The organism is Cellulosimicrobium sp. E-16 (assembly GCF_049913115.1).
Taxonomy (GTDB): domain Bacteria; phylum Actinomycetota; class Actinomycetes; order Actinomycetales; family Cellulomonadaceae; genus Cellulosimicrobium.
In genome coordinates this window covers 2,343,924-2,362,664 of sequence record NZ_CP183974.1, presented here as the reverse complement: position 1 = coordinate 2,362,664, position 18,741 = coordinate 2,343,924, and the positions used below count along the sequence as shown (strand labels likewise).

Annotated in this window: 22 protein-coding genes; 14 read left to right on the top strand and 8 right to left on the bottom strand. The window is 73.5% G+C overall.

Annotated features, from left to right (window positions below):
* Positions 1-169 precede the first annotated feature (169 nt).
* Positions 170-808 (top strand): FMN reductase, encoded by a 639-nt coding sequence (locus tag ACN9MS_RS10530; protein ID WP_426308582.1) that lies wholly within the window; start codon positions 170-172, stop codon positions 806-808.
* 151 nt (positions 809-959) lie between these two features.
* Complete coding sequence (locus ACN9MS_RS10525; protein ID WP_426308581.1) at positions 960-1,709, top strand: hypothetical protein; 750 nt, start codon at positions 960-962, stop codon at positions 1,707-1,709.
* Between the two features lie 27 nt (positions 1,710-1,736).
* Here the strand turns inward: ACN9MS_RS10525 and ACN9MS_RS10520 are convergent, their stop codons facing one another.
* On the bottom strand, positions 1,737-2,177 hold the full coding sequence (locus ACN9MS_RS10520) for a pyridoxamine 5'-phosphate oxidase family protein (protein WP_426308580.1): 441 nt from the start codon (positions 2,175-2,177) through the stop codon (positions 1,737-1,739).
* A 101-nt stretch (positions 2,178-2,278) separates the two neighbouring features.
* Here ACN9MS_RS10520 and ACN9MS_RS10515 point away from each other — a divergent pair, with 101 nt between their 5' ends.
* Positions 2,279-3,064, top strand: coding sequence for a class I SAM-dependent DNA methyltransferase (locus tag ACN9MS_RS10515; RefSeq protein WP_426308579.1), 786 nt, complete (start codon positions 2,279-2,281; stop codon positions 3,062-3,064).
* A 12-nt stretch (positions 3,065-3,076) separates the two neighbouring features.
* Positions 3,077-3,553, top strand: coding sequence for a hypothetical protein (locus ACN9MS_RS10510; RefSeq protein ID WP_426308578.1), 477 nt, complete (start codon positions 3,077-3,079; stop codon positions 3,551-3,553).
* 23 nt (positions 3,554-3,576) lie between these two features.
* Here ACN9MS_RS10510 and ACN9MS_RS10505 read toward each other — a convergent pair whose 3' ends face one another.
* Positions 3,577-4,335, bottom strand: coding sequence for a DinB family protein (locus tag ACN9MS_RS10505; protein ID WP_426308577.1), 759 nt, complete (start codon positions 4,333-4,335; stop codon positions 3,577-3,579).
* 264 nt (positions 4,336-4,599) lie between these two features.
* On the opposite strand from ACN9MS_RS10505, the gene ACN9MS_RS10500 reads away from it, so the two are divergent.
* On the top strand, positions 4,600-5,124 hold the full coding sequence (locus ACN9MS_RS10500) for a putative immunity protein (protein ID WP_426308576.1): 525 nt from the start codon (positions 4,600-4,602) through the stop codon (positions 5,122-5,124).
* Between the two features lie 46 nt (positions 5,125-5,170).
* Here ACN9MS_RS10500 and ACN9MS_RS10495 read toward each other — a convergent pair whose 3' ends face one another.
* On the bottom strand, positions 5,171-5,593 hold the full coding sequence (locus ACN9MS_RS10495) for a hypothetical protein (protein WP_426308575.1): 423 nt from the start codon (positions 5,591-5,593) through the stop codon (positions 5,171-5,173).
* Positions 5,594-5,775: 182 nt separating this feature from the next.
* Positions 5,776-6,363, bottom strand: a complete 588-nt coding sequence (locus ACN9MS_RS10490; RefSeq protein ID WP_426308574.1) for a recombinase family protein — start codon at positions 6,361-6,363, stop codon at positions 5,776-5,778.
* Positions 6,364-6,545: 182 nt separating this feature from the next.
* Here ACN9MS_RS10490 and ACN9MS_RS10485 point away from each other — a divergent pair, with 182 nt between their 5' ends.
* The 3 genes from ACN9MS_RS10485 (at position 6,546) to ACN9MS_RS10475 (ending at position 9,592) form a co-directional block, all read left to right on the top strand.
* Positions 6,546-7,841 (top strand): IS30 family transposase, encoded by a 1,296-nt coding sequence (locus ACN9MS_RS10485; protein WP_426308573.1) that lies wholly within the window; start codon positions 6,546-6,548, stop codon positions 7,839-7,841.
* Between the two features lie 557 nt (positions 7,842-8,398).
* Positions 8,399-8,998 carry a recombinase family protein gene (locus ACN9MS_RS10480; RefSeq protein ID WP_426308572.1) on the top strand — a complete coding sequence of 200 codons (600 nt, stop codon included), beginning with the start codon at positions 8,399-8,401 and terminating at the stop codon, positions 8,996-8,998.
* A gap of 9 nt (positions 8,999-9,007) precedes the next feature.
* Positions 9,008-9,592, top strand: coding sequence for a hypothetical protein (locus tag ACN9MS_RS10475; protein WP_426308571.1), 585 nt, complete (start codon positions 9,008-9,010; stop codon positions 9,590-9,592).
* A gap of 492 nt (positions 9,593-10,084) precedes the next feature.
* Here the strand turns inward: ACN9MS_RS10475 and ACN9MS_RS10470 are convergent, their stop codons facing one another.
* Both ACN9MS_RS10470 and ACN9MS_RS10465 read right to left on the bottom strand, forming a co-directional pair.
* Positions 10,085-10,414 (bottom strand): helix-turn-helix domain-containing protein, encoded by a 330-nt coding sequence (locus ACN9MS_RS10470; RefSeq protein WP_426308570.1) that lies wholly within the window; start codon positions 10,412-10,414, stop codon positions 10,085-10,087.
* The gene (locus ACN9MS_RS10465; protein ID WP_426308569.1) at positions 10,407-11,471 is read right to left on the bottom strand and encodes a tyrosine-type recombinase/integrase; all 1,065 of its coding nucleotides are present in this window, start codon (positions 11,469-11,471) and stop codon (positions 10,407-10,409) included. Before ACN9MS_RS10465 ends, ACN9MS_RS10470 begins: the two co-directional genes overlap by 8 nt.
* Positions 11,472-11,741: 270 nt before the next feature.
* Between ACN9MS_RS10465 and ACN9MS_RS10460 the strand changes: the two genes are divergently transcribed.
* The 6 genes from ACN9MS_RS10460 (at position 11,742) to ACN9MS_RS10435 (ending at position 17,560) form a co-directional block, all read left to right on the top strand.
* The gene (locus ACN9MS_RS10460; protein ID WP_426308568.1) at positions 11,742-12,248 is read left to right on the top strand and encodes a hypothetical protein; all 507 of its coding nucleotides are present in this window, start codon (positions 11,742-11,744) and stop codon (positions 12,246-12,248) included.
* A gap of 188 nt (positions 12,249-12,436) precedes the next feature.
* Positions 12,437-13,141 (top strand): histidine phosphatase family protein, encoded by a 705-nt coding sequence (locus ACN9MS_RS10455; RefSeq protein WP_426308567.1) that lies wholly within the window; start codon positions 12,437-12,439, stop codon positions 13,139-13,141.
* 112 nt (positions 13,142-13,253) lie between these two features.
* A complete protein-coding gene (locus ACN9MS_RS10450) occupies positions 13,254-14,315 on the top strand; it encodes a tyrosine-type recombinase/integrase (RefSeq protein WP_426308566.1) in 1,062 nt (353 codons plus the stop codon).
* A 33-nt stretch (positions 14,316-14,348) separates the two neighbouring features.
* Positions 14,349-15,806 (top strand): PQQ-binding-like beta-propeller repeat protein, encoded by a 1,458-nt coding sequence (locus ACN9MS_RS10445; protein ID WP_426308565.1) that lies wholly within the window; start codon positions 14,349-14,351, stop codon positions 15,804-15,806.
* A 128-nt stretch (positions 15,807-15,934) separates the two neighbouring features.
* Positions 15,935-16,204, top strand: a complete 270-nt coding sequence (locus ACN9MS_RS10440; protein WP_426308564.1) for a DUF7218 family protein — start codon at positions 15,935-15,937, stop codon at positions 16,202-16,204.
* 102 nt (positions 16,205-16,306) lie between these two features.
* Positions 16,307-17,560 (top strand): phospholipase D-like domain-containing protein, encoded by a 1,254-nt coding sequence (locus ACN9MS_RS10435; protein ID WP_426308563.1) that lies wholly within the window; start codon positions 16,307-16,309, stop codon positions 17,558-17,560.
* 61 nt (positions 17,561-17,621) lie between these two features.
* Here the strand turns inward: ACN9MS_RS10435 and ACN9MS_RS10430 are convergent, their stop codons facing one another.
* Both ACN9MS_RS10430 and ACN9MS_RS10425 read right to left on the bottom strand, forming a co-directional pair.
* Positions 17,622-17,885, bottom strand: coding sequence for a DUF2510 domain-containing protein (locus ACN9MS_RS10430; protein ID WP_426308562.1), 264 nt, complete (start codon positions 17,883-17,885; stop codon positions 17,622-17,624).
* Positions 17,882-18,724, bottom strand: a complete 843-nt coding sequence (locus tag ACN9MS_RS10425; protein ID WP_426308561.1) for an MBL fold metallo-hydrolase — start codon at positions 18,722-18,724, stop codon at positions 17,882-17,884. Before ACN9MS_RS10425 ends, ACN9MS_RS10430 begins: the two co-directional genes overlap by 4 nt.
* Between the last annotated feature and the right edge of the window lie 17 nt (positions 18,725-18,741).

The following is an 18,741-nucleotide window of genomic DNA, read 5'->3' as shown; positions in this document are numbered from 1 at the left end:
CGCGCCGTCCCGCGGCCGATCCCACCGGCCGCGGGACCGGTCGCCCGACGGCGTACGGTCGAGGGGTGCCCCGCGCACCCGCTCGACCTGCCGCCGTCGGGCACCCCGCACCACCCGGCCCGGTGACGGGCCGGCCCCCGCACGACCCGCCACACCCCAGGAGCACCGCATGACCGCCAGCACCCCCGCCCCGGACCGCCGCCTCGTCGTGGTGTCCGCCGGGCTGTCCAAGCCGTCCTCCACGCGCCTGCTCGCCGACCGGCTCGGCGAGGCCACCGTGCGCGAGCTCCAGGGGCTCGGCGTGAGCGCCGAGGTCGAGACCGTCGAGCTGCGCGACCACGCGCACGCCGTCGTCGACGCCATGCTCACCGGGTTCCCCACGGGCGAGCTCGCCGGGGTCCTCGAGCGCCTCACCGCCGCCGACGGGATCGTCGTGACCACCCCGCTGTTCACCACCACGTACTCGGGGCTGCTCAAGTCGTTCGTCGACATCCTCGACAAGGACTCGCTCACCGGCACGCCCGTGCTGCTCGGCGCGACCGGCGGTACCGCCCGCCACTCGCTCGCGCTCGAGTACTCCCTGCGGCCGCTGTTCACCTACCTGCGGGCCGACGTCGCCACGACGTCCGTGTTCGCCGCGACCGACGACTGGGCGTCCGCCGAGGCGGACGCCGGCGGCGGGCTGCCCGCCCGGATCGCGCGCGCGGGACGCGAGCTCGCGGAGAAGGTCGCCCTGCGCAAGAACACCGGCCCCGCCGACCCGTTCGCGACCACGCCCGACTTCACGGCGCTCCTCGGCGGGCTCTGACCCGCGCCCTGACTGCGCGCCCCCGGTCACCGGTGCTCCCGGCCGGGGGCGCGCTCACGTCTCCCTGACCTGCGACGACACCACCCGAGGGGTTGCTCTCGGAGGGTGTCGCGCGGCAGGATCGGGGGACCGACGACGACGGGGGAGCACCATGAGCACCAGCGCGACCGAGGGCCACACCGAGGCGCACCCGGCAGGACCCGCCTCAGCGACCGGCGTCGAGACCGTCGCCCCCGTCACGGTCGCGGTCCCGGTCGTCGAGGCGCTCGCCACGCACGCGGACGACCCCCGCCCCCCGACCCCGCCCCGTCGGCGACCCGTCGGCGTCGTGACGGTCCCCGGCCGGGCGCCCGACACGTCGCGCTTCGCCGCCGCCCCCCGCTACCCGGCCATGTTCCACGTCGCGGGCGGCCGGCTCGTGTGGGACGGCGCACGGCTGCGCCTCGTCCGCGGCGACGACACCGTGCTCGAGCCCGCCGGTCGACCCGTCGTGACCGTCACCGGGGACGGGCCGACCGTCGTCGTGACCTGGCGCGACGAGCACCCCGGGTCGCGGTCGACCCGCGCCGTCCTGCTCGACGGGTCGTCCGCCCGCTTCGCCCGGTTCGCGCGCTCGCTCGCGGACACGCGACCCGGGAGCGTCGTCGTCGACGACCGGACCGTCCCCTCGCCGCGCGTGCCGCGCCTCCAGCCCGACCAGGCGGGCACCGCCCGACGCCCCGGCGTGTTCGCCCGCGCCCTGTGGCGCGTCGTCGGGCGCGGCACACCCGCCGCGAGCGCCACCACGGGCGACGGGGGAGCGGCGCTCGTCGCCCGCCTCGAACGGCTCGCCGCCCTGCACCGCGCCGGCGACCTCACCGACACCGAGTTCGCGCGCGCGAAGCAGGCGCTGCTCGGCTGACGGTCCCGACCCGGGGGCGGGCGGGCGTCAGTCGCTCCTCGGACCCCACCCGGTCACGTCGACCTCCGCCATGACAGACCGGCCGTCGCGGAAGTCCCCGTACCGCGCCCACGCGAGCACGACCCGCAGCAGCACGATGCCGTCGTCGGCCAGCGACGCGGCGAACTGCGGGAACGCCGCCACGTACGCCGCGGCGCAACGCTCCCGGTCCGCACCGACCGGGACGTCCGCCGCGCCCTCGCACTGCAGGGTCGTCCCGTCCGCGCCACCCACGGTCACCGCGACGCGCGGGTCCCGGGCCAGGTTCGCCACCTTGCGCGACGTCGCGCGCGCGTCGAACACCAGCTCGCCCGCGCCCGTCGCCGCCACCGCGAGGAACGCGGCCTGCGGCCCGCCGTCCTCGCCGAGGGACGCCACGACACCCCAACCCTGCGAACGGACATAGCCGACGAACGTCTCACGATCCATGCCGCCACCGTAGCGTCCGGCACCGTCGGGCCGGCCACACCGAGGACCCGGCGACACGAAATCCCTGGACCGCCACGGACGCCGCCTGACACCGTCGCACGATGACGGAACCCCGCACCGACCTCGCCGGCACCGACCAGGAACGCCTCTGGGACGCCGCCGCTGCCGCGCGGTACGACACCCCCGGCGAGGGCATGTTCGCCCCCGACGTCCTCGACCCCGCCGTCGACCGGCTCGCGGCGCTCGCGGGCCGGGGGAGCGTGGTCGAGCTCGCCGTCGGCACCGGCCGCGTCGCGATCCCGCTCGCCGCGCGCGGCGTGCCCGTCACCGGCATCGAGATCTCCCGGCACATGGTCGCCCGGCTGCGCCAGAAGGCCGACGCGACGACGCTGCCCGTCGTCGTCGGGGACATGGCCACCGCCCGGGTGCCGGGGGAGCACGCGCTCGTCTACCTGGTGTTCAACACGATCGCGAACCTGCTCACCCAGGACGCCCAGGTCGAGTGCTTCCGCAACGCCGCCCGCCACCTGGCCCCCGGGGGCCGGTTCGTCGTGGAGCTCTGGGTCCCCGAGCTGCGCGCCCTGCCGCCCGGGCGCACCGCGACCGTGTGGCGCGACGAGCCCGGCTACCTCGGCGTCGACACCTACGACGTCCTGCACCAGCGCATCGTGTCCCACCACGTCCGGTTCGACGACGACGGCCGCGCCACGGTGGGACGCACGCCCCACCGGTACGTCTGGCCCGCCGAGCTCGACCTCATGGCCCGCCTCGCCGGCCTCGAGCTCGAGACCCGGCACGCCGGATGGGCGGGGGAGCCGTTCACCGCCGAGTCCCGCTCCCACGTGTCCGTGTACCGGCGCCCACCCCGACCGTCCCGCCCTACGTGATAGGCATCCTCGATGGACCTGTCCCGCCGCCGCACCCGACCCGCCGTCCTCGTCGGCGCCGCGCTCGTCGCCCTCACCGCCTGCTCCGGGACCGTGACACCCCAGGACCTCGTCACCCGCCTCGCCGACGCGCCCACCCCCGACGACGCCCTCGTCGACACGATGACGCCCGACGAGATGGACCCCGGCTCGGCGCGACGCCTGGGCGAGCTCGACGGGGTCACGTTCTACGCCGGGTCGGGCAGCCGCGACGGGCAGGACGTCGTCTGCCTCGTCTCCGTCGTCGAAGGTGACATCCCGCAGGACGACGCGGGGGCCGCCACCTGCGGCCTCGTCACCGACCTCGACGACTCCGACCTCCCGCTCAGCCTCCTCGCCCCGGACGGGACACGAGTCACCGCGGTGCTCGTCCCCGACGGCCTCCCCACCGACACCGACCTCACCCGCGTGACACCCAACCTCGCCGCCACGGTCTCACGGACCCCCTGACCGCAGGCGCGCCACCGCCCCGCTCACGCGCCCGACGACGCCTCGATCGCGCTCAGGTCACGCACCGCGAAGCGGTGGTGCTCCCACTCCTCCTCCAGGATCACGTGCACGCACGACAACGTCGTCTCCGGGTACTGCGGCGACCACGGGTTGCGCCGCACCACCGCCAGCTCCTCCGACGTCACGCCGGCCAGGAAGTCCCTCACCATCGCCACCCGGCCAGCGCGCGCCTCCAGCACGTCCGCGTACGACGGCGTCCCCGTCACGAACAGCGACAGGTCCAGCCCGTCCTCGGCCGCCTGCGGGCCCGCCTGCCCCAACGGGTGGAACGGCTGCTCCACCTCCAGCACAGCACGCCCCAACCACGCGTCCGTCGCCAGCACCAGGTGCCGCAACGTCTGCGCGAACGACCACTCGCCGTCCACCGACACGTCCACGGCGCTCGCGGGCAGGGCCGCCGCCCGGGCGAGCGTCGCCGCCCACGTCGACTCCAGCGCCGCCCACGCCGCACGCAGCCCCTCCGGGTCGCCGGCCCGACGCAGCTCCCGCCCCGGGAACCGGCGGTCCAGCTCCGCCTCCACGAAGCCCGTCACGTCGACCCCGTTCACGCGGAAGGTCGCGTCGCCGTCCGCGAGCCAGGGCGCGTCGATGTCGGCCCCCTCCACCTGCACGCCCCGCATGACCACGCCGGACAGGTCGGACTCCACGAACCGCGCCCCGTGCAGGTCAGCCCCGTCGAACGTCGCGCCGCGCAGGTCGTCGGAACGGGTGAACCGGGCCATGAGCGCCTCCTCGTGGATACGACCCGCCCGAGGACCCGACCAGCCGGGGGAGAGGCACCTGCGTGGCGACGGCGCCACGCACGGGCAGCCGGGCGGGGGGAGAGGCATGCACCTCGACGAACGGGGACGACGAACGCACCGTACGCCGCGCCACCCACGCCCACCAGACGACGACCCGACCACGGAGCCCCCGACCGTGCTGTCCCGACATCGCCGCGCCGGTGACAGCTGGTCCGCGGCGCCGGCCCGGGGGAGCATCGGACCATGCCGATCCTGCCGGCCGAACGCGACCCCCGACTCATCACCGTCCGCCGCGGCGGCACCCTCACCGACGACCACCACCGGCTGCTCGCCCGGTGGGCCGTCGAGTGCGCCGAGCACGTCCTGCCCCTCTTCGAGGACGCCCGACCCGACGACACCCGACCCCGCGACGCCCTCGACGTCGCCCGCGCCTGGATCCGCGGCGAGGTCCCCATGAAGACCGCCCACAGCACCGCCTTCGTCGCCAACGCCGCCGGGCGCGACCAGCCCGCACCCGTCAAGTACGCGGCGCTCGCGGCCGGGCAGGCGGTGGCGGTCGCGCACGTCGCCGCCCACGACCTCGGCGCGGCCGCGTACGCGATCCGGGCTGTCGCCGCGGACGCCGCGGCGCGGGGCGAGGACGCGGAGGCCGCACGCCTCGCGGAGCGGGACTGGCAGCGCGAGCGCATCCCGGCGGAGCTGCGCGAGCTCGTCCTCGACGACCAGCGGCGCCGGAGCGCGATCTGCTGGGACGTGTTCGACGACTGAGGCCGGGCCGGTCGCCGGAACGGGGACCGGTCGGATGCCCCAGGCTTCAGCGCAGGAGGTCGTCGTACGTGGCGAGGGGGATGCGGCCCTCCGCCGCGGCAGCGACCTCCCCGTCGCCGGCGACGAGGACGTCGGCCTGGAGCACGGCCACCGCCACGTACTCGGCGACCGCCGTGTCGTCCGCGTCGAGCTCACGGGCGATCCGCCACGCCGTGGCCCGTGAGACGCGGTCGCCGAGCAGCCGGATCTTCAGCGTCGCGACGCCTTCCAGGCGGGCGCGCGCGGACTTCTCGTCGAGCACGCCGCGGCGCACGTCGCGGTAGAGCATCGACAGCGCGTGGCTGCGCAGGACCGCGGGGCCGACGAGCGGGCGACGCGCACCGAGGGCGACGTCGTCCTGCACGAGGCGCAACGCCGTCACGGCGTCGATCGCGCACCGGGTGGACGGTTCGAGGGCGACGGATCCCATGGCAGCCAGTAGACACCCGAGGACCCGTGACGGCCCGAGAGCCGCTCGTGGAAGACGCCGAGAGAGAGCCGTCCAACCCCTTCTGCGAGCTGGTAGGCGTGCGTGCTCGAGAGGTGCGAGCTGCCCGTCCCGCCACGGGGCGGCCGAGGCCAGCGAACGGTCCTTCTGCCCTCGACGCCCGATCAGAGCGGTAGTTCGTTGGGGGCTGTAACAGTTCCCAGGTGTCGGTACAGGGTGTCTCGCGAGACGCCGAGCGCTCGGGCGACCGCGGCGCGGGACTGTCCGCCGGCGAGAGCGACCCGCGCGGCCGCGACACGGTCCGGGGTCATGACACTCGGGCGGCCACCGACCCGACCGCGGGCACGGGCGGCCGCGAGACCGTCAAGCGTTCGCTCTCGCGCGAGGTCGGCCTCCATCTGCGCGACCGCAGCCAGGACGTGGACCATGAGCCGCCCAGTCGCGCTCGAGGTGTCGATCGTCTCCGTAAGAGACCGGAGCGTGACGCCGCGGTCGTCGAGGTCGCGCACCAGACGCGCGACGTGCGCGGCCGATCGGCCGAGCCGGTCGAGCTTCGTCACGACGAGCGTGTCCCCGTCGCGCAGCCCGGCGAGAAGCCGGCCGAGCTCGGGGCGGTCCTCGCGGGTGCCCGAAGCCTTCTCCACGACGACGTCGCGCTCGTCGACGCCGCCGGCGTCGGTGAGCGCGTCGACCTGGGCGTCGAGGTTTTGCGCCGTCGTGGAGACCCGGGCGTAGCCGTAGGTGTGTGCCATGGCGTTGACGGTAGCGAAAACCCCCGGGTCGTGTTCCGCGGCACCAGGGGTTTTCGGACACTAGTTCTGCGACATGTTCGCTCGGCGTGTCGCGCCGGCCGCCGCGGTGTACGGAAAACGGTGGCGGTCTCAACCGATCGATGCACCACGAAGGTGGATGATGCGTGGTCGTGGAGGTTGGGATGAGTGTCGTGACGTCGCTGCCTGCAGCGGTGCAAGACGTCGTGTGGCAGGCATGGGGCGAAGGCGAGTCTCTCCGGCGGATCGCCGATCGGGCCGGCCTCCAGGAGCATCACGTGCGCAGGTACCTTCTCCGTCATGGCGGGGTGCGACCCGCGTTGCCGCGACGGTCAGCGCGGCACCTGAGCCCAGGTGAGCGGGAGGAGATCTCGCGCGGGATCGTCGCTGGTCTTTCTGCCAGGGTGATCGCCGAAGGGTTGGGGCGGTCTGCGTCGACGGTTTCGCGCGAGATCGCCCGCAACGGGGGCCGCGCCGGCTACCGGGCGACGCGGGCAGACGAGCGCGCCCGGGTCGAAGCCAGGCGCCCACGAGTGCCACGACTGGCGAGCGACCAGCGGCTGCGGGCGACGGTGCTTTCGCGGCTCGAGCTGGACTGGTCTCCGCAGCAAATCGCGGCGTGGCTGCGACGCGAGCATCCCGACGAGCCCGGCATGTGGGTCTCGCACGAGACGATCTACCGCGCGGTGTACCTGCCGGCGTCGCGGAACCTGCCGAGGGCCACCTACCAGCGGCTGCGGTCCGGTCGCACGATGCGCCGGCCCCGGCTCGTGAAGCGCTCGCACGGGCGCGGGCACCTGCGCGACATGGTCTCCATCCACCACCGCCCCGCCACCGTGGCCGACCGGATCGAGCCCGGTCACTGGGAAGGCGACCTCGTGATGGGCACACGGCCGAGCGCCGTCGCGACCCTCGTCGAGCGCACCACCCGCTACCTGAAGATCGTGCCGCTGCCCGACGGGATCAAGGCCAAGGACGTCAGCATCGCCGTCGCGCGTGCCCTGTTCAACGTCCCACCCGGCATGTGCAAGTCCCTGACCTGGGACCGCGGCCGCGAGATGGCCGACCACGCCTTCCTCAGCGCACTCATCGACGCCCCGGTCTACTTCTGCGACCCCCGCAGCCCATGGCAACGCGGCACCAACGAGAACACCAACCGCCTCCTACGCCAGTACCTCCCACGGCGCACCAACCTGACCGCTACGACCGACGACGAACTCGAACGGATCCAAACACGGCTCAACGAACGTCCACGTCGCGTGCTCGGCTGGTCGGCGCCCGCAGACGAGTTCGCAGCAGCCGCAGTGGCCGCGCGAGCAAAGCGCGTTCAGCGTCCGGCGACGAACGCTAGAAAGCCCGGTGCACATCAGCCGGCACGTACGAAGCGGACCGGCTCAGCGTCTACCTCCACGGTGGTGACATCGGTAGCAGGGTGGTCTGTCGGCACCTCAATCACCTGACTCACGGCCGTGAGATCGGCAGTGCACTCACGCGAGCCGCTCGGGCCCATCGAGACGGACAGCGTCGACGAGTCCTTCCACACGATGTCGACGGGGACGTCCACGCAGCTTGAACTTCCCCACATCGTTACGGTCAGCAGAGGTGGCGCGCTGGATGTCTCGAGCACCGCGTTGGTCCTGCCCTCCGGAGGTGGTGCAAGGTCCGAGTCCTCGGTCAGGAAGCGGTCTACGGCGATCGAGTCCCCACCCGCGCTGTCCTCGGGTGGTGCCGCCTCTGGCGACGCAGGGGCGCACGAGCTGAGGAGCACGAGCGCCGACGCGACAACGATCAGCGGAGGGTGCCGCCGGCGTCCACTCACTGCGCACCTCCGAAAGCGACCCGTCACATCTCGATAGTGCAGGCCATTTTGCCCTAGGTGCGTGCCCTATAGCCGATCCCCTACCGAGACACCCTGCACACAGCCGAGCCGTGAGCCAGCGCCTCGGTCCGGACCATCTCGGTAGACCCGCCCGCAAATGTGCCCGGTGAAGGTCGCTTATCTGCGACACTCGCGGCCATGACCGCGACGCTCATCGGGTACGCCCGCTGCTCGACTGCCGAGCAAGACCTCACCGCCCAACGCCAAGCGCTCGAGACGATGGGCGTCGACCCGCGCCGCGTCTACGTCGACCAGGGTGTGACCGGCACGCACCGCGACCGGCCCGGGCTCCGCGAGGCCCTGGCCGCGACCCGGTCCGGGGACACGCTCGTCGTGACCAAGCTCGACCGCCTCGCCCGCTCGATCCGCGACGCCCGCGACATCGTCGACGAGCTCACCACCTACGGCGTTCGCCTCCAGATCGGGGCCGCGGTTCACGACCCGAACGACCCCGTCGGCCGGCTCCTGCTCAACGTCCTCGCGATGGTCGCCGAGTTCGAGGCCGACCTCATCCGCGCCCGAACCCGTGAAGGCATGGCGATCGCGAAGGCCAAGGGCAAGCTCAAGGGCCGCAAGCCCAAGCTCACCCCCGCCCAGGAACGACACCTCGTCGACCTGCACCACGCCGGCAACCACACCTCGGCCGAGATCGCCGAGCTGTTCGGCGTCTCCCGCGCAACCGTGTACCGCGCCGTCGGACGCGCTCGACCTCCGGCAGCACGCTCGGGCGAGGCCTAGCCTCGATCCATGTGGAGACGTCATAGGCCGAAGCCGCTGGATGAGGTCGATCGCTGGATCAACGAGGGCCCGCCCGCCACCGTCGAAGACCGGCTCAACACCATCGCGCACCAGCACGCCGGACACTCGGAAGACGAGGTCCGAACCGCGCTGCAGTCCGCCAGGATCCCAGCCCCCGCGTCGGTGATCGACGGGCTCGCGTCCCGGATCTCTGTCCTCGAGCCCGCCCACGGGCCGTGTCGTTGCGCCTTCTGCCAGCCAGGTGTCGAGATCGCCCTGCGTGACAGATGCCAGCGTCTTTCCATCGGCAATGAGCCAGTTGCAGAACTCGATCGCGACCGTCGTCACCTGCTTGGCGCGCAGGAACGTGCCGTTTTTGATGGGGGAGCCTGCACGCATGTGCCGCAGATGCTTCCAGCGAATATAGCGATGGACGATCGCGCGATGCTCGGCGTCGGCGATCCGGTCCTCGGCGTCGTCGGCCCACTCGGTGAAGCGGGCGATGAGCTCGTCGCGCGGCTCGAGGACTCCGTGCTCAACGAGCAGGCCTCGGATGTAGTCGCGAGTGCGACCGGGGTCGAGGCGGTCCATTGACGCGTGTGTCACGGGGCTGGTCGCGGCGACCTCGCGAAGCATGGAGTGAACGTGCTTCTGGCGAATCCAGGTGAGCCCTGAGTTCGCCCGTTCCATCGACATGATCGCGTCGGCCACGGGCCGGAGCTGGGCCGATATCCTGCCTGTTCGGGGGTCGGCGAACGCCGCATCGACGAGTTCGGCCAGGACGCACCGCTGGCACATCTGGTTGCGGTAGAGCTCGGTCTCGGCGCCGCAGCGTCGGCAGTCGATGTTGACGCGCACTCCGGAACACGCGCGGCAAGCGGGGATCCCGTCGATGCGGCCTGGCAGGACGCCCTCGTGCCCGCAGGCGCAGGTCCCGGTCGTGCGCATGGCCTTCATCCGGCACGAGGTGCAGAGGCGCCCGTCGGGCCAGGTAACGCTAAGCGGGTAGTGGCCGCCGCACCGGGCGCAGGGCGTGGGGTACGTTTCTGGATCCTCAGGCTTGCGTGGGCGGGCCATCATCACCCTTCACGAGTCGGATGCGGTGAGCAACGGGTGTCGTGGTGTCGCCGTCGAGGGGGGGAGCCGCGGTGCGTTCGCGGTCTTCGCGGCGCGCAGCTCGACCCTCGGCTCGATGAGGTCGGCGGGGGAGCATCCGAAGATGTCGCAGAGCGCGACGAGGACGCTTAGGGAGATCCGTTCCGGTGTGCCCGTCACCAGACGGTAGATCTGCGTGTCGGACAGATTGATGCCGCGGTCGCGTAGGAGGGGGCGTAGCTCGGTCGACTTCCAGAGATTGTGCTGGGCCATGATCTGCCGCAGGTGCCACGTGTAGCCGAGGCGCTTGATCTCATTCATCTGGTTCTCCGGTCCCGGTGCGCAGTCGCTGGGCGATCATCCGCTGAACGACCTTCTGCTTGTAGTCCGACGAGACCGAGGTGTAAAGCGCCGTGGTTGACGAGTACGAATGGCCGACCTGCTGCTGGACGAACAGCGGGTCATAGCCAGCCTCGATCAGGTGGGTCACGTAGGAGTGTCGCAGCGCGTGCAGGCTGAGTTCCTCCGGAAGGCCCGCGAGGTCGCGGAACCGCGCGAACGAGCGAGCCAGGCCGCTCATCGTGATGCGGTCGCCGCGTTCGGACGGCCACAGCGCGTTGGAGCGGGCGGCGGTGGCGAACTGGCCGCGGCTGCCGGGGGAGTGCCACGTCTCGAGCACGCTGGTGACCCAGTCGAACTGCGGAGTGGTCAGCACTGTGCGCCTGCGGGGCCCGGTTCCGGCCATTCCTTTGGCCCAGCGCACGGTCAGCGCTCCGAAGCGCCCGTAGTCCGGCACGTAAGGGTTCGGGCCGAAGTCGGTCACGTCGCGCATCGCCGTCAGCCACGTTTTGGACCGGGCGTGGTGATGGGCGTCGACAAAGTCGTCGACGGTGTCGAAGAAGCGCTGCAGCTCGTCGATCACAAAGGCGCGTCTTCCCGGTGTGACGGCGTCGTCGGTCTTGTGCCGCGGGGTGTTCCACTCAAAGACAATCTGAGACGGCAGGTCGCCGAAACGCTGCTCGCACAACGTCACCCAGCCGTAGCGGCCGTCGCAAATGAACGAGCAGAACATCGCGATCGCGTTCGACTCCGCACGCAAGGTGGTTAGCGCCAGCGTCCGACCGCCGGAGCGGCGCTCGGCGAAGTACTCGTCCAAGTCTGAAGCCTGCCAGGACCACGGAAAGTCGTTGGTGAACTCCTGGAAGCGTTCTACTACCCGGTTGCGACTCTTGATCGTCGCGACCGTCAGGCCTCGCGCCAGCATCTGGTTGCGCCACCCGGCCAGCATCGCCTCGAACACCTGCAGCTCAGCGCGCAGGAGAGGGACGTTCGTCGCGCCTGTGAACCGCATCGGAACCGACCCGGGAGTCTCGAGCACACGCCCATCCTTCCGAGGAATCGTGCATCTGATGCACGACACCTAGAGCGACCTGCGGCGAGGCGGCAAGAGTCGGTCGGTGCTAGCGCGCCCGCGACGGAGGGAATGCACTGCTGACCTGCAGCGACGCCGTCATCGCATCCAGGTGCGAGCTCTTGCATCAAATGCAACTCGCACTGATTTTACGCCGATAATGTACATTATGTCATTTCGTCGTCGACGAAGCCGCTCCGGCGCATCACGGAGGGCCGTCGCGCGCTCCCCTTGGTCATGAGCACGACGACGTACGCACCCCGGCTCGACACGCGCCGATCCGCTGCCCGCAGCACAGACCGGCGCGACGGCCCACGGCTGTTCGCGGGCCTGGCGGCGTTCGCGCCGTCCCGGACGTCGTCAGGAACGGTCTCCGGGACGTTCGCCCAGGCGTCGCCGTTCGCCGAGCTCGCTCCGGACGGACGTCGGCCTCGACGGGTCGTCGCGACGATGCTCGCGACGCTGGCCTGGGTCCCGGTGCTCGTGCTGACCCTGGTCGCGTTCGTGGTCGTCGGCGTCGCCGCCGGCGCGGCGACCGTCGTCGTGCGGGCCTGGCGCTCGGTGTCCCCCGCGCGGGCGCCGCAGGCCAGGCCTCGTGGCGTCGACGCGTCGCGAGGCGAGCTCGAGCCGTCGGCCACGCAAACCACCTCGGCGGTCCGGCCCGGCGGCCGACGGCTGGTGCGGGATCGCACGCTGGGCTACGATGCCCAGAATCGGACATACGGCGCAAACCATTGTGTTTAGGTCAACAGCGTGGTGACGCACCGTCGTCGCCCCTCGTGACCGCAGCGGGGCCGCCGGGTGCGCCGTCGTCGGTACCGTCCGCCCGGACCAACCCGGGCCAGTCCCCCCGAGCGTCGCTCCCCCACGCTCGCGCCCCGCACCCGCGTCCCGGTCTCCCGGCACCCCACGCGTGTGCCAGTCTGGGGCTCGTGCCCGACGTCGACGGTCCCCGGACGCCCTTCCCTCCCCCGCCCCTGCCCGACGTCGTCGGCGCGCGCGAGCGCACGGTGCACGTCGTGACGCATCCCGAGGCGACGCACCACGTCGAGGGCCTGGTCGGCGGCGTCCACGACTCCGACCTCACCACGCGCGGCGCACAGCAGGCGGCCCTGGTCGCCGCGGCGCTGCGCGCCCGGGTCCCGCGCGACGCCGTGGTCGACGTCGTCACGTCCGACCTCCTGCGCACGCGCCGTACCGCGACCGCGATCGGCGAGGCGCTCGGCGTCGCACCACGGCTGGACGCCCGGCTGCGCGAGGCCTCCTACGGCGACGCGGGCGGGCGTCCGCAGGCCTGGCTCGACGCGCGGTTCGTCCCGCCGCCGGCGGTGGGCGACCGCCTGCGGCACGACGTGGGCGTCGCCGGCGCGGAGACGAGGCTCGAGGTCGCGCTGCGGGTGTACGCGGCGACGACGGACCTGCTCCGCCGCGCCGTGGACCACCAGGTGGTCGTCACGCACGGGTTCGCGGCGACGTTCGTCGTCGCGGCATGGATCGGGATGCCGGTCGGGGCCGCGGGGCACGTCGCGTTCCCGGTCGCCTCCGGGAGCATCACGACGCTGCGCGAGGACGGGTTCTTCCACAACCGCGGGGTGCTGGACGTCGGGGACGTCGCGCACCTCCGCGAAGGGCACTGAGCCGTCACCCCCGGGCCCGGGCGTCGACGCAGGTCAGGGCGCCGTGCGGTCGCGTCGTTGTCGGTGGCACGGCCTAGGCTGACGGCGACCGCACCCTCAAGGAGGCCCGCTCATGGTCGCCCCGCCCCGCCTCGAGCGGATCACCGTCGCCGAGGCGGCCGACCGCTACCTCGCGTCCGTCGCCGCGCAGACCCTGCGCGGCGTCCTGTCGCCGACGACGCGACGCAGCTACGAGCGGGACGTGGCGGAGTTCGCGCGGCTCGCCGGGCCGGCCCGGGTGCTGGACGACGTCGCCGGCGAGGACGTCGACGACGTCCTCCTGCGCTACCAGACCACTCCCGACGGCCGGTACGCGGACGCGTCACGCAAGGAGGGGAGCTCGGGCCGTTCCGCCGCGACGGTCAACCGTTTCCGCCAGTCGGTCACGCGCTTCTTCTCCCACGCGGCGCGCGAGGGCTGGGTCCAGGCCGACCCGATGCAGTGGGCCTCTCCCCCGGCCCGCCTGCGCGACGGCCTGCGGGTCGCGCGCACGGCGCTGTCCGCGGGCTCCGCGGCGTCGCTGCTCGAGGTCTCTGCCGCACGGGCGCCGGGAGACCCGGCCGTGGGACGCCGCGACCAGGACCTCCAGGTCCGCGACCGGCTCGTCGTCGCGCTCCTGCTCGTCCTCGGCCCCCGCGTCTCCGAGCTCGAGCGCGCGAACCTCGACGACTTCTCCCGCGAGCCCGACCAGACGCGCTGGCGCATCCAGGGCAAGGGCGGGCACGTCCGCACGGTGACGCTCTCTCCCCCGCTCGCGGCCGCGCTCGACGAGTACCTGGAACGCCTGCGCCCCGCGCTCCTCGCGCGCCGCCCCGACGACCCGGACGCGCGGCGCGCGCTCCTGCTGTCCTGGCGCGGCCGACGCATCGACGCGCAGGCGGTCCGCGGTCTCCTACGGCGCTGCGTCGCGCGCATGCCCGCGCAGTACCGGCGCGAGGCCACGCCCCACGCCCTGCGCCACACGACCGCGACCCTGCTGGCCGCCGAGGGGTGGGACGTGAAGGTCGTGGCCGAGCTCCTCGGGCACGCGTCCATCGCGACCACGGGCGTGTACCTCGACCGGATCGAGGGCGAGCTCGCCGCCGCCATCCGCGCCCACCCGCTCTCCGCGGCGCTCGAGCCGGCCGAGACCTGACGCCCGCCCCGCGGGGCGCGTAGCGTCACCGGTATGGCCTCGCTCCACCGGGTGGAGCTCGTCCCGGACGACGAGCCCGCACCGGCCGGGCGCGGCGCACCCGCGGAGGGGGCCCACGGGCCCGCGGCACCGGCCCGACGACGTGCGCTGCTCCTGCGCGTCGTCGTGCCCCTCCTGGTGCTCGTCCTCGCCCTCGTCGCCGTCGGGACGTGGCGCACGAGCACCGCGGAGCGGGGACGCCTCGCCCTGCCCGGGGCCGTGGTCTCTCTCGCGGTCCCTCCCGAGCCGGCGTGGGAGACGGACGCCGCCGCGCCGCGGCTCGCCGTGGTCGGCGACGGAGTGGTCCTCGCCGCGGTCACCGGCGCCGGCGTGGAGGGGTACGACGTCGCGTCCGGCGCGCGGCGATGGCGAGGCCTCGACCCGACGGCCTGGTGCGGGCCCGCCGTCGGCGAGACGTCGGCCCCGGCTCCGCGACCCGCCGTCGTCACGTGCCTGACCGGCCCCGCGCTCGCTCCCGTCGCCCACCTCGTCGGCCCGGGCGGCCCGACGACGGACCCGGTGCCCCTCGGCGACGGCCTCGGGCGCGCGGTCCCCGCACCCGACGGCACGGTCCTGCGCTGGTCGCGCACGGGCGGCGTCGTCCACCTCGCGCTCCAGGACGCCCGCACCGCGCAGGTGCGCTGGCAGCAGGACGTCCAGCCCGACGACGCGGAGCGCACCGCGATGTGCCGGCCCCAGGTCGCCGGCCAGACCGCCGTCACCGTCGAGGACGACCTGCTCGTCGTGCGCGGCTGCCGCCTCAGCGCCGTCCTCACCCTCGGCGGGACCCGTCTGGACGCCCGCGGCGACGCGATCACGACGGCCGTCGCGCCCCGAGCGGACGGTACGTTCTGGCGCACGACCGTCCGGCCCCCGGACCGCGCCGATTCCACGCAGCTCCTCGCCCCGGACGGGACCGTCCACGCCGCCGTCGCCGGACGCCTGCTCGTCCCGCTCGCCGGGCCGGGCCGTGACGCGGCCACCTGGCTCGTCACGACCCCGGGCGGGGTGCGCGCGCTCACGTCCGGCCGGACCGCCGACGCACCGCGCGAGCTGTGGCGCGCCGACCTGTCCGTCGTGCAGGCCGTGGCGCTCGCGGACGACCGCGCGGTCTTCGCCACCGGCAGCGCGCTCGTCGCCCTGGACGCCCGCACGGGCGAGCGGGTGTGGTCGTGGCCGCGGTCCGTCCCGGGCACGTCCGCGGACGACTCCGGCGCCGGGCCGGATCTCGCGCGCGGCGTGACGGCCGCGTTCACCGACGGCGCGACGCTCTCCGTGGTCGTGCCCGACCCGGACACCCCGCGGCGCGCGCTCCTCGTCGGGCTGTCGCTCGACGACGGGGTCGAACGCTGGCAGGCCGGGTACGACGCGGACCCGCGCGGCTTCGCCGCGGTGGCGGGGCGGGTCGTGCACGTGGACCCGATCTCGTCGCGCGTCACGGTGCTCGGCTGAGGTGCCGAGCGAGGTGCCGAGGTGGGGTGGTCGGTTGAGGTCCCCGTGCGAGCGGGCGACGGCGGGGCGAGCCTGGCGGGAGACCGGCCACGCGCCGCGGTGGCCGGCACGAGACGAGGGAGGACGCCGTGCCGAAGCGCGACCCCGGACCGAGCGTGAAGGACCCCGAGCTGTACGAGAAGCTGCGTGACGAGGGCGACTCGAAGGAGAAGGCCGCGCGCATCGCGAACGCCGCCGCGGGCTCGTCCCGCCAGAGCGTCGGACGCAAGGGCGGCAAGGCCGGCGACTACGACGACTGGACGGTCGAGAAGCTGCGCAAGCGTGCCGCGGAGATCGGCATCGAGGGCCGCTCCTCGATGCGCAAGGCCGAGCTGATCAAGGCCCTGCGCTCGCACTGACCCGGGCGTCCGGAGACCCGGAGTCGGCGGAGGTGCGGGATCTCACCCGCGGCGCGCTCGTCCTGCGCTCGCGCCCGGGGACGCGCCCGCTACGGTGAGTCCGTGCACCTGTCCGCCGACTCCGCCCTGCGCACCGCCCGCCGTCTGCTCTCCCGCGCGCTCGTGGTCGCCGTCGCGGCGCCGATCACGGTCGCGGGCGTGCTCGTCACCGCCGACGCGATCCGCAAGCGCCGCAACACGACCGAGGCGTCGTTCCCGCGCTCCTCCCCCGCCGACGTCGAGGTCGCGGGCACCACGACGACCGTCTTCACGTACGGCGAGGACGTCTACCGGGAGATGCTCGGCGCGATCCGCGGGGCGCAGCGCCGCATCCTGCTCGAGACGTACATCTGGAAGGCCGACGCGCTCGGCGAGGAGTTCAAGCAGGCGCTGGTCGAGGCGAGCGCGCGCGGCGTCGAGGTGTTCGTCGTCTACGACGGGTTCGCGAACCTCGTCGTCCCGCAGGCGTTCTTCGACCTGCCGGACCCGATCCACGTCATCCGCTACCCCGTGTTCCGCCCGGGCGTGCTCATGCTCAACGTGCGCAAGTCGGGTCGCGACCACCGCAAGATCCTCGTGGTCGACGACGAGATCGCGTTCGTGGGCGGGTACAACATCGGCGCCCTGTACGCGACGCAGTGGCGGGACACGCACATCCGCCTCGTGGGCCCGAGCGCGTGGGAGCTGCGCAACGCGTTCGTCGACTTCTGGAACGCCAACCGGAAGCCCGGCCAGCCGCTGCTCGCCGACCCGGGGTCGGTGCACTGGGAACCGCGCCTGCGGGCCGCGCGCAACGCGCCCGCGCACCTCGTCTTCCCGATCCGCGGCATCTACCTCGACGCCATCGACCGCGCGAGCTCGCACGTCTTCATCACGCAGGCGTACTTCATCCCGGACCGGGAGATCCTCGCGGCGCTCCTCGCGGCCGCAGCGCGCGGGGTCGACGTGCGCGTCCTGGTGCCTGAGCGCTCCAACCACGTGCTCGCGGACTGGCTGTCGCGCGGCCTGTACACGGCGCTGCTCAAGGGCGGGGTGCGCATCCACCTGTACCGGGACGCGATGGTGCACGCCAAGACCGCGACCATCGACGGCGCGTGGACGACGATCGGGACGGCCAACATCGACCGGCTCTCCCTGACGGGCAACTACGAGGTGAACCTCGAGATCACCGACCCCGGGGTGGCCGAGCAGATGGAGAAGGTGTTCGACGTCGACCTGTCGAACTCGCGGGAGCTCACGCTCGCCGAGTGGGACTCCCGCTCGCTGGCGGCCAAGCTCAGCGAGGTCGTCCTCACCCCCCTGCGGCCCTTGCTGTGACGTGCAGGCCCCGCACGGGGCCTGCGGCGAGGGCGACAGCGATCGTGGGTGCCGCGCCGCGTCAGTCGCAGTAGTGGGGCGCCTCGCCGCAGATCACGCCCTGCACCATGAGGACGAAGAAGACCACGACGGCCGCGACGACCGCCAGCGCGAGGACCACGCCGAGCACGATCGCCACGATCGCGCCGGGGTGCATCCGGGGCCGGCCGCCGGGGCCCGCGGGACGGTCCCGGGCGTGCGGCGTCCACGCGCGCCCGTCGAACCAGCGCTCCGCCCGCACGCCCCACGGGTCCGGGTACCAGCCCGGCGGCGGGGCGGCGGTCACCGGCCGGCCTCGGAGCGGGCGGCGTCGGCCGCCTCCTCCTCGGGGCGCGGGGGCACGGTCTCGTCGGCCTCGAGCAGGGCCACCTCGCCGTACTCCGGGTGCTCGTCCCGCAGGGCGCGGGCCGCGGCGTCACCGACCCCGTCCAGGCTCCCCGCGGCGACGTCGAGCGCCTCACCGGGGGTGAGCGGTCGGTACGCGTACGTCCCGCCGGTGCGCTGCTCCCCGAGGAGACGGTCGACCATGCCGTGCCCCACCGCCGAGAGCAGTGCGTCGTGCACGGGGACGACGACGCGCGGGTCGACCCCGCGCACGAAGTCGATCGTCTCGGCGAGCTTGAGCCAGGGTGCGGCCACCGGCGCGAGGAGCACGTCGAGCCGCTCGCCTCCGAGCGCGTCGCCGTCGGGCGCGTCGAACGAGTCGCCGGGGTGCAGGAGCGTCGCACCGTCACCGCGGACGAGATAGGTGACGTTCGCGATCCGGGGCACGTCGCGGTGGATCACCGCGTGCTGCCCACCGCCGACCACCACCTCCAGACCGCCGAGGTCGAGACCGTCGCCGGGGACGACGACGTGCACGCGCGCGGAGGTGTCCTCCGGCAGGGAGGGACGCAGCGCCGTGACCACCGCCTCGGGCGCCCAGACCGTGAGCCCGGGCCGGGCCGCGAGAGCGGCACCGAGCGCGGGCGCGTCGACGTGGTCAGGGTGCTGGTGGGTGACCAGCACGGTGTCGGCGTCTCGCAGGGCGCCCGCCGCGTCGCTGAAGGTGCCCGGGTCGATCGCGACGACCTGCCCGCCGTGCCGCACCGTGACGCACGCGTGGCCGTGGAACGTGACTCGCATGGATCCTCCTCCGCTCG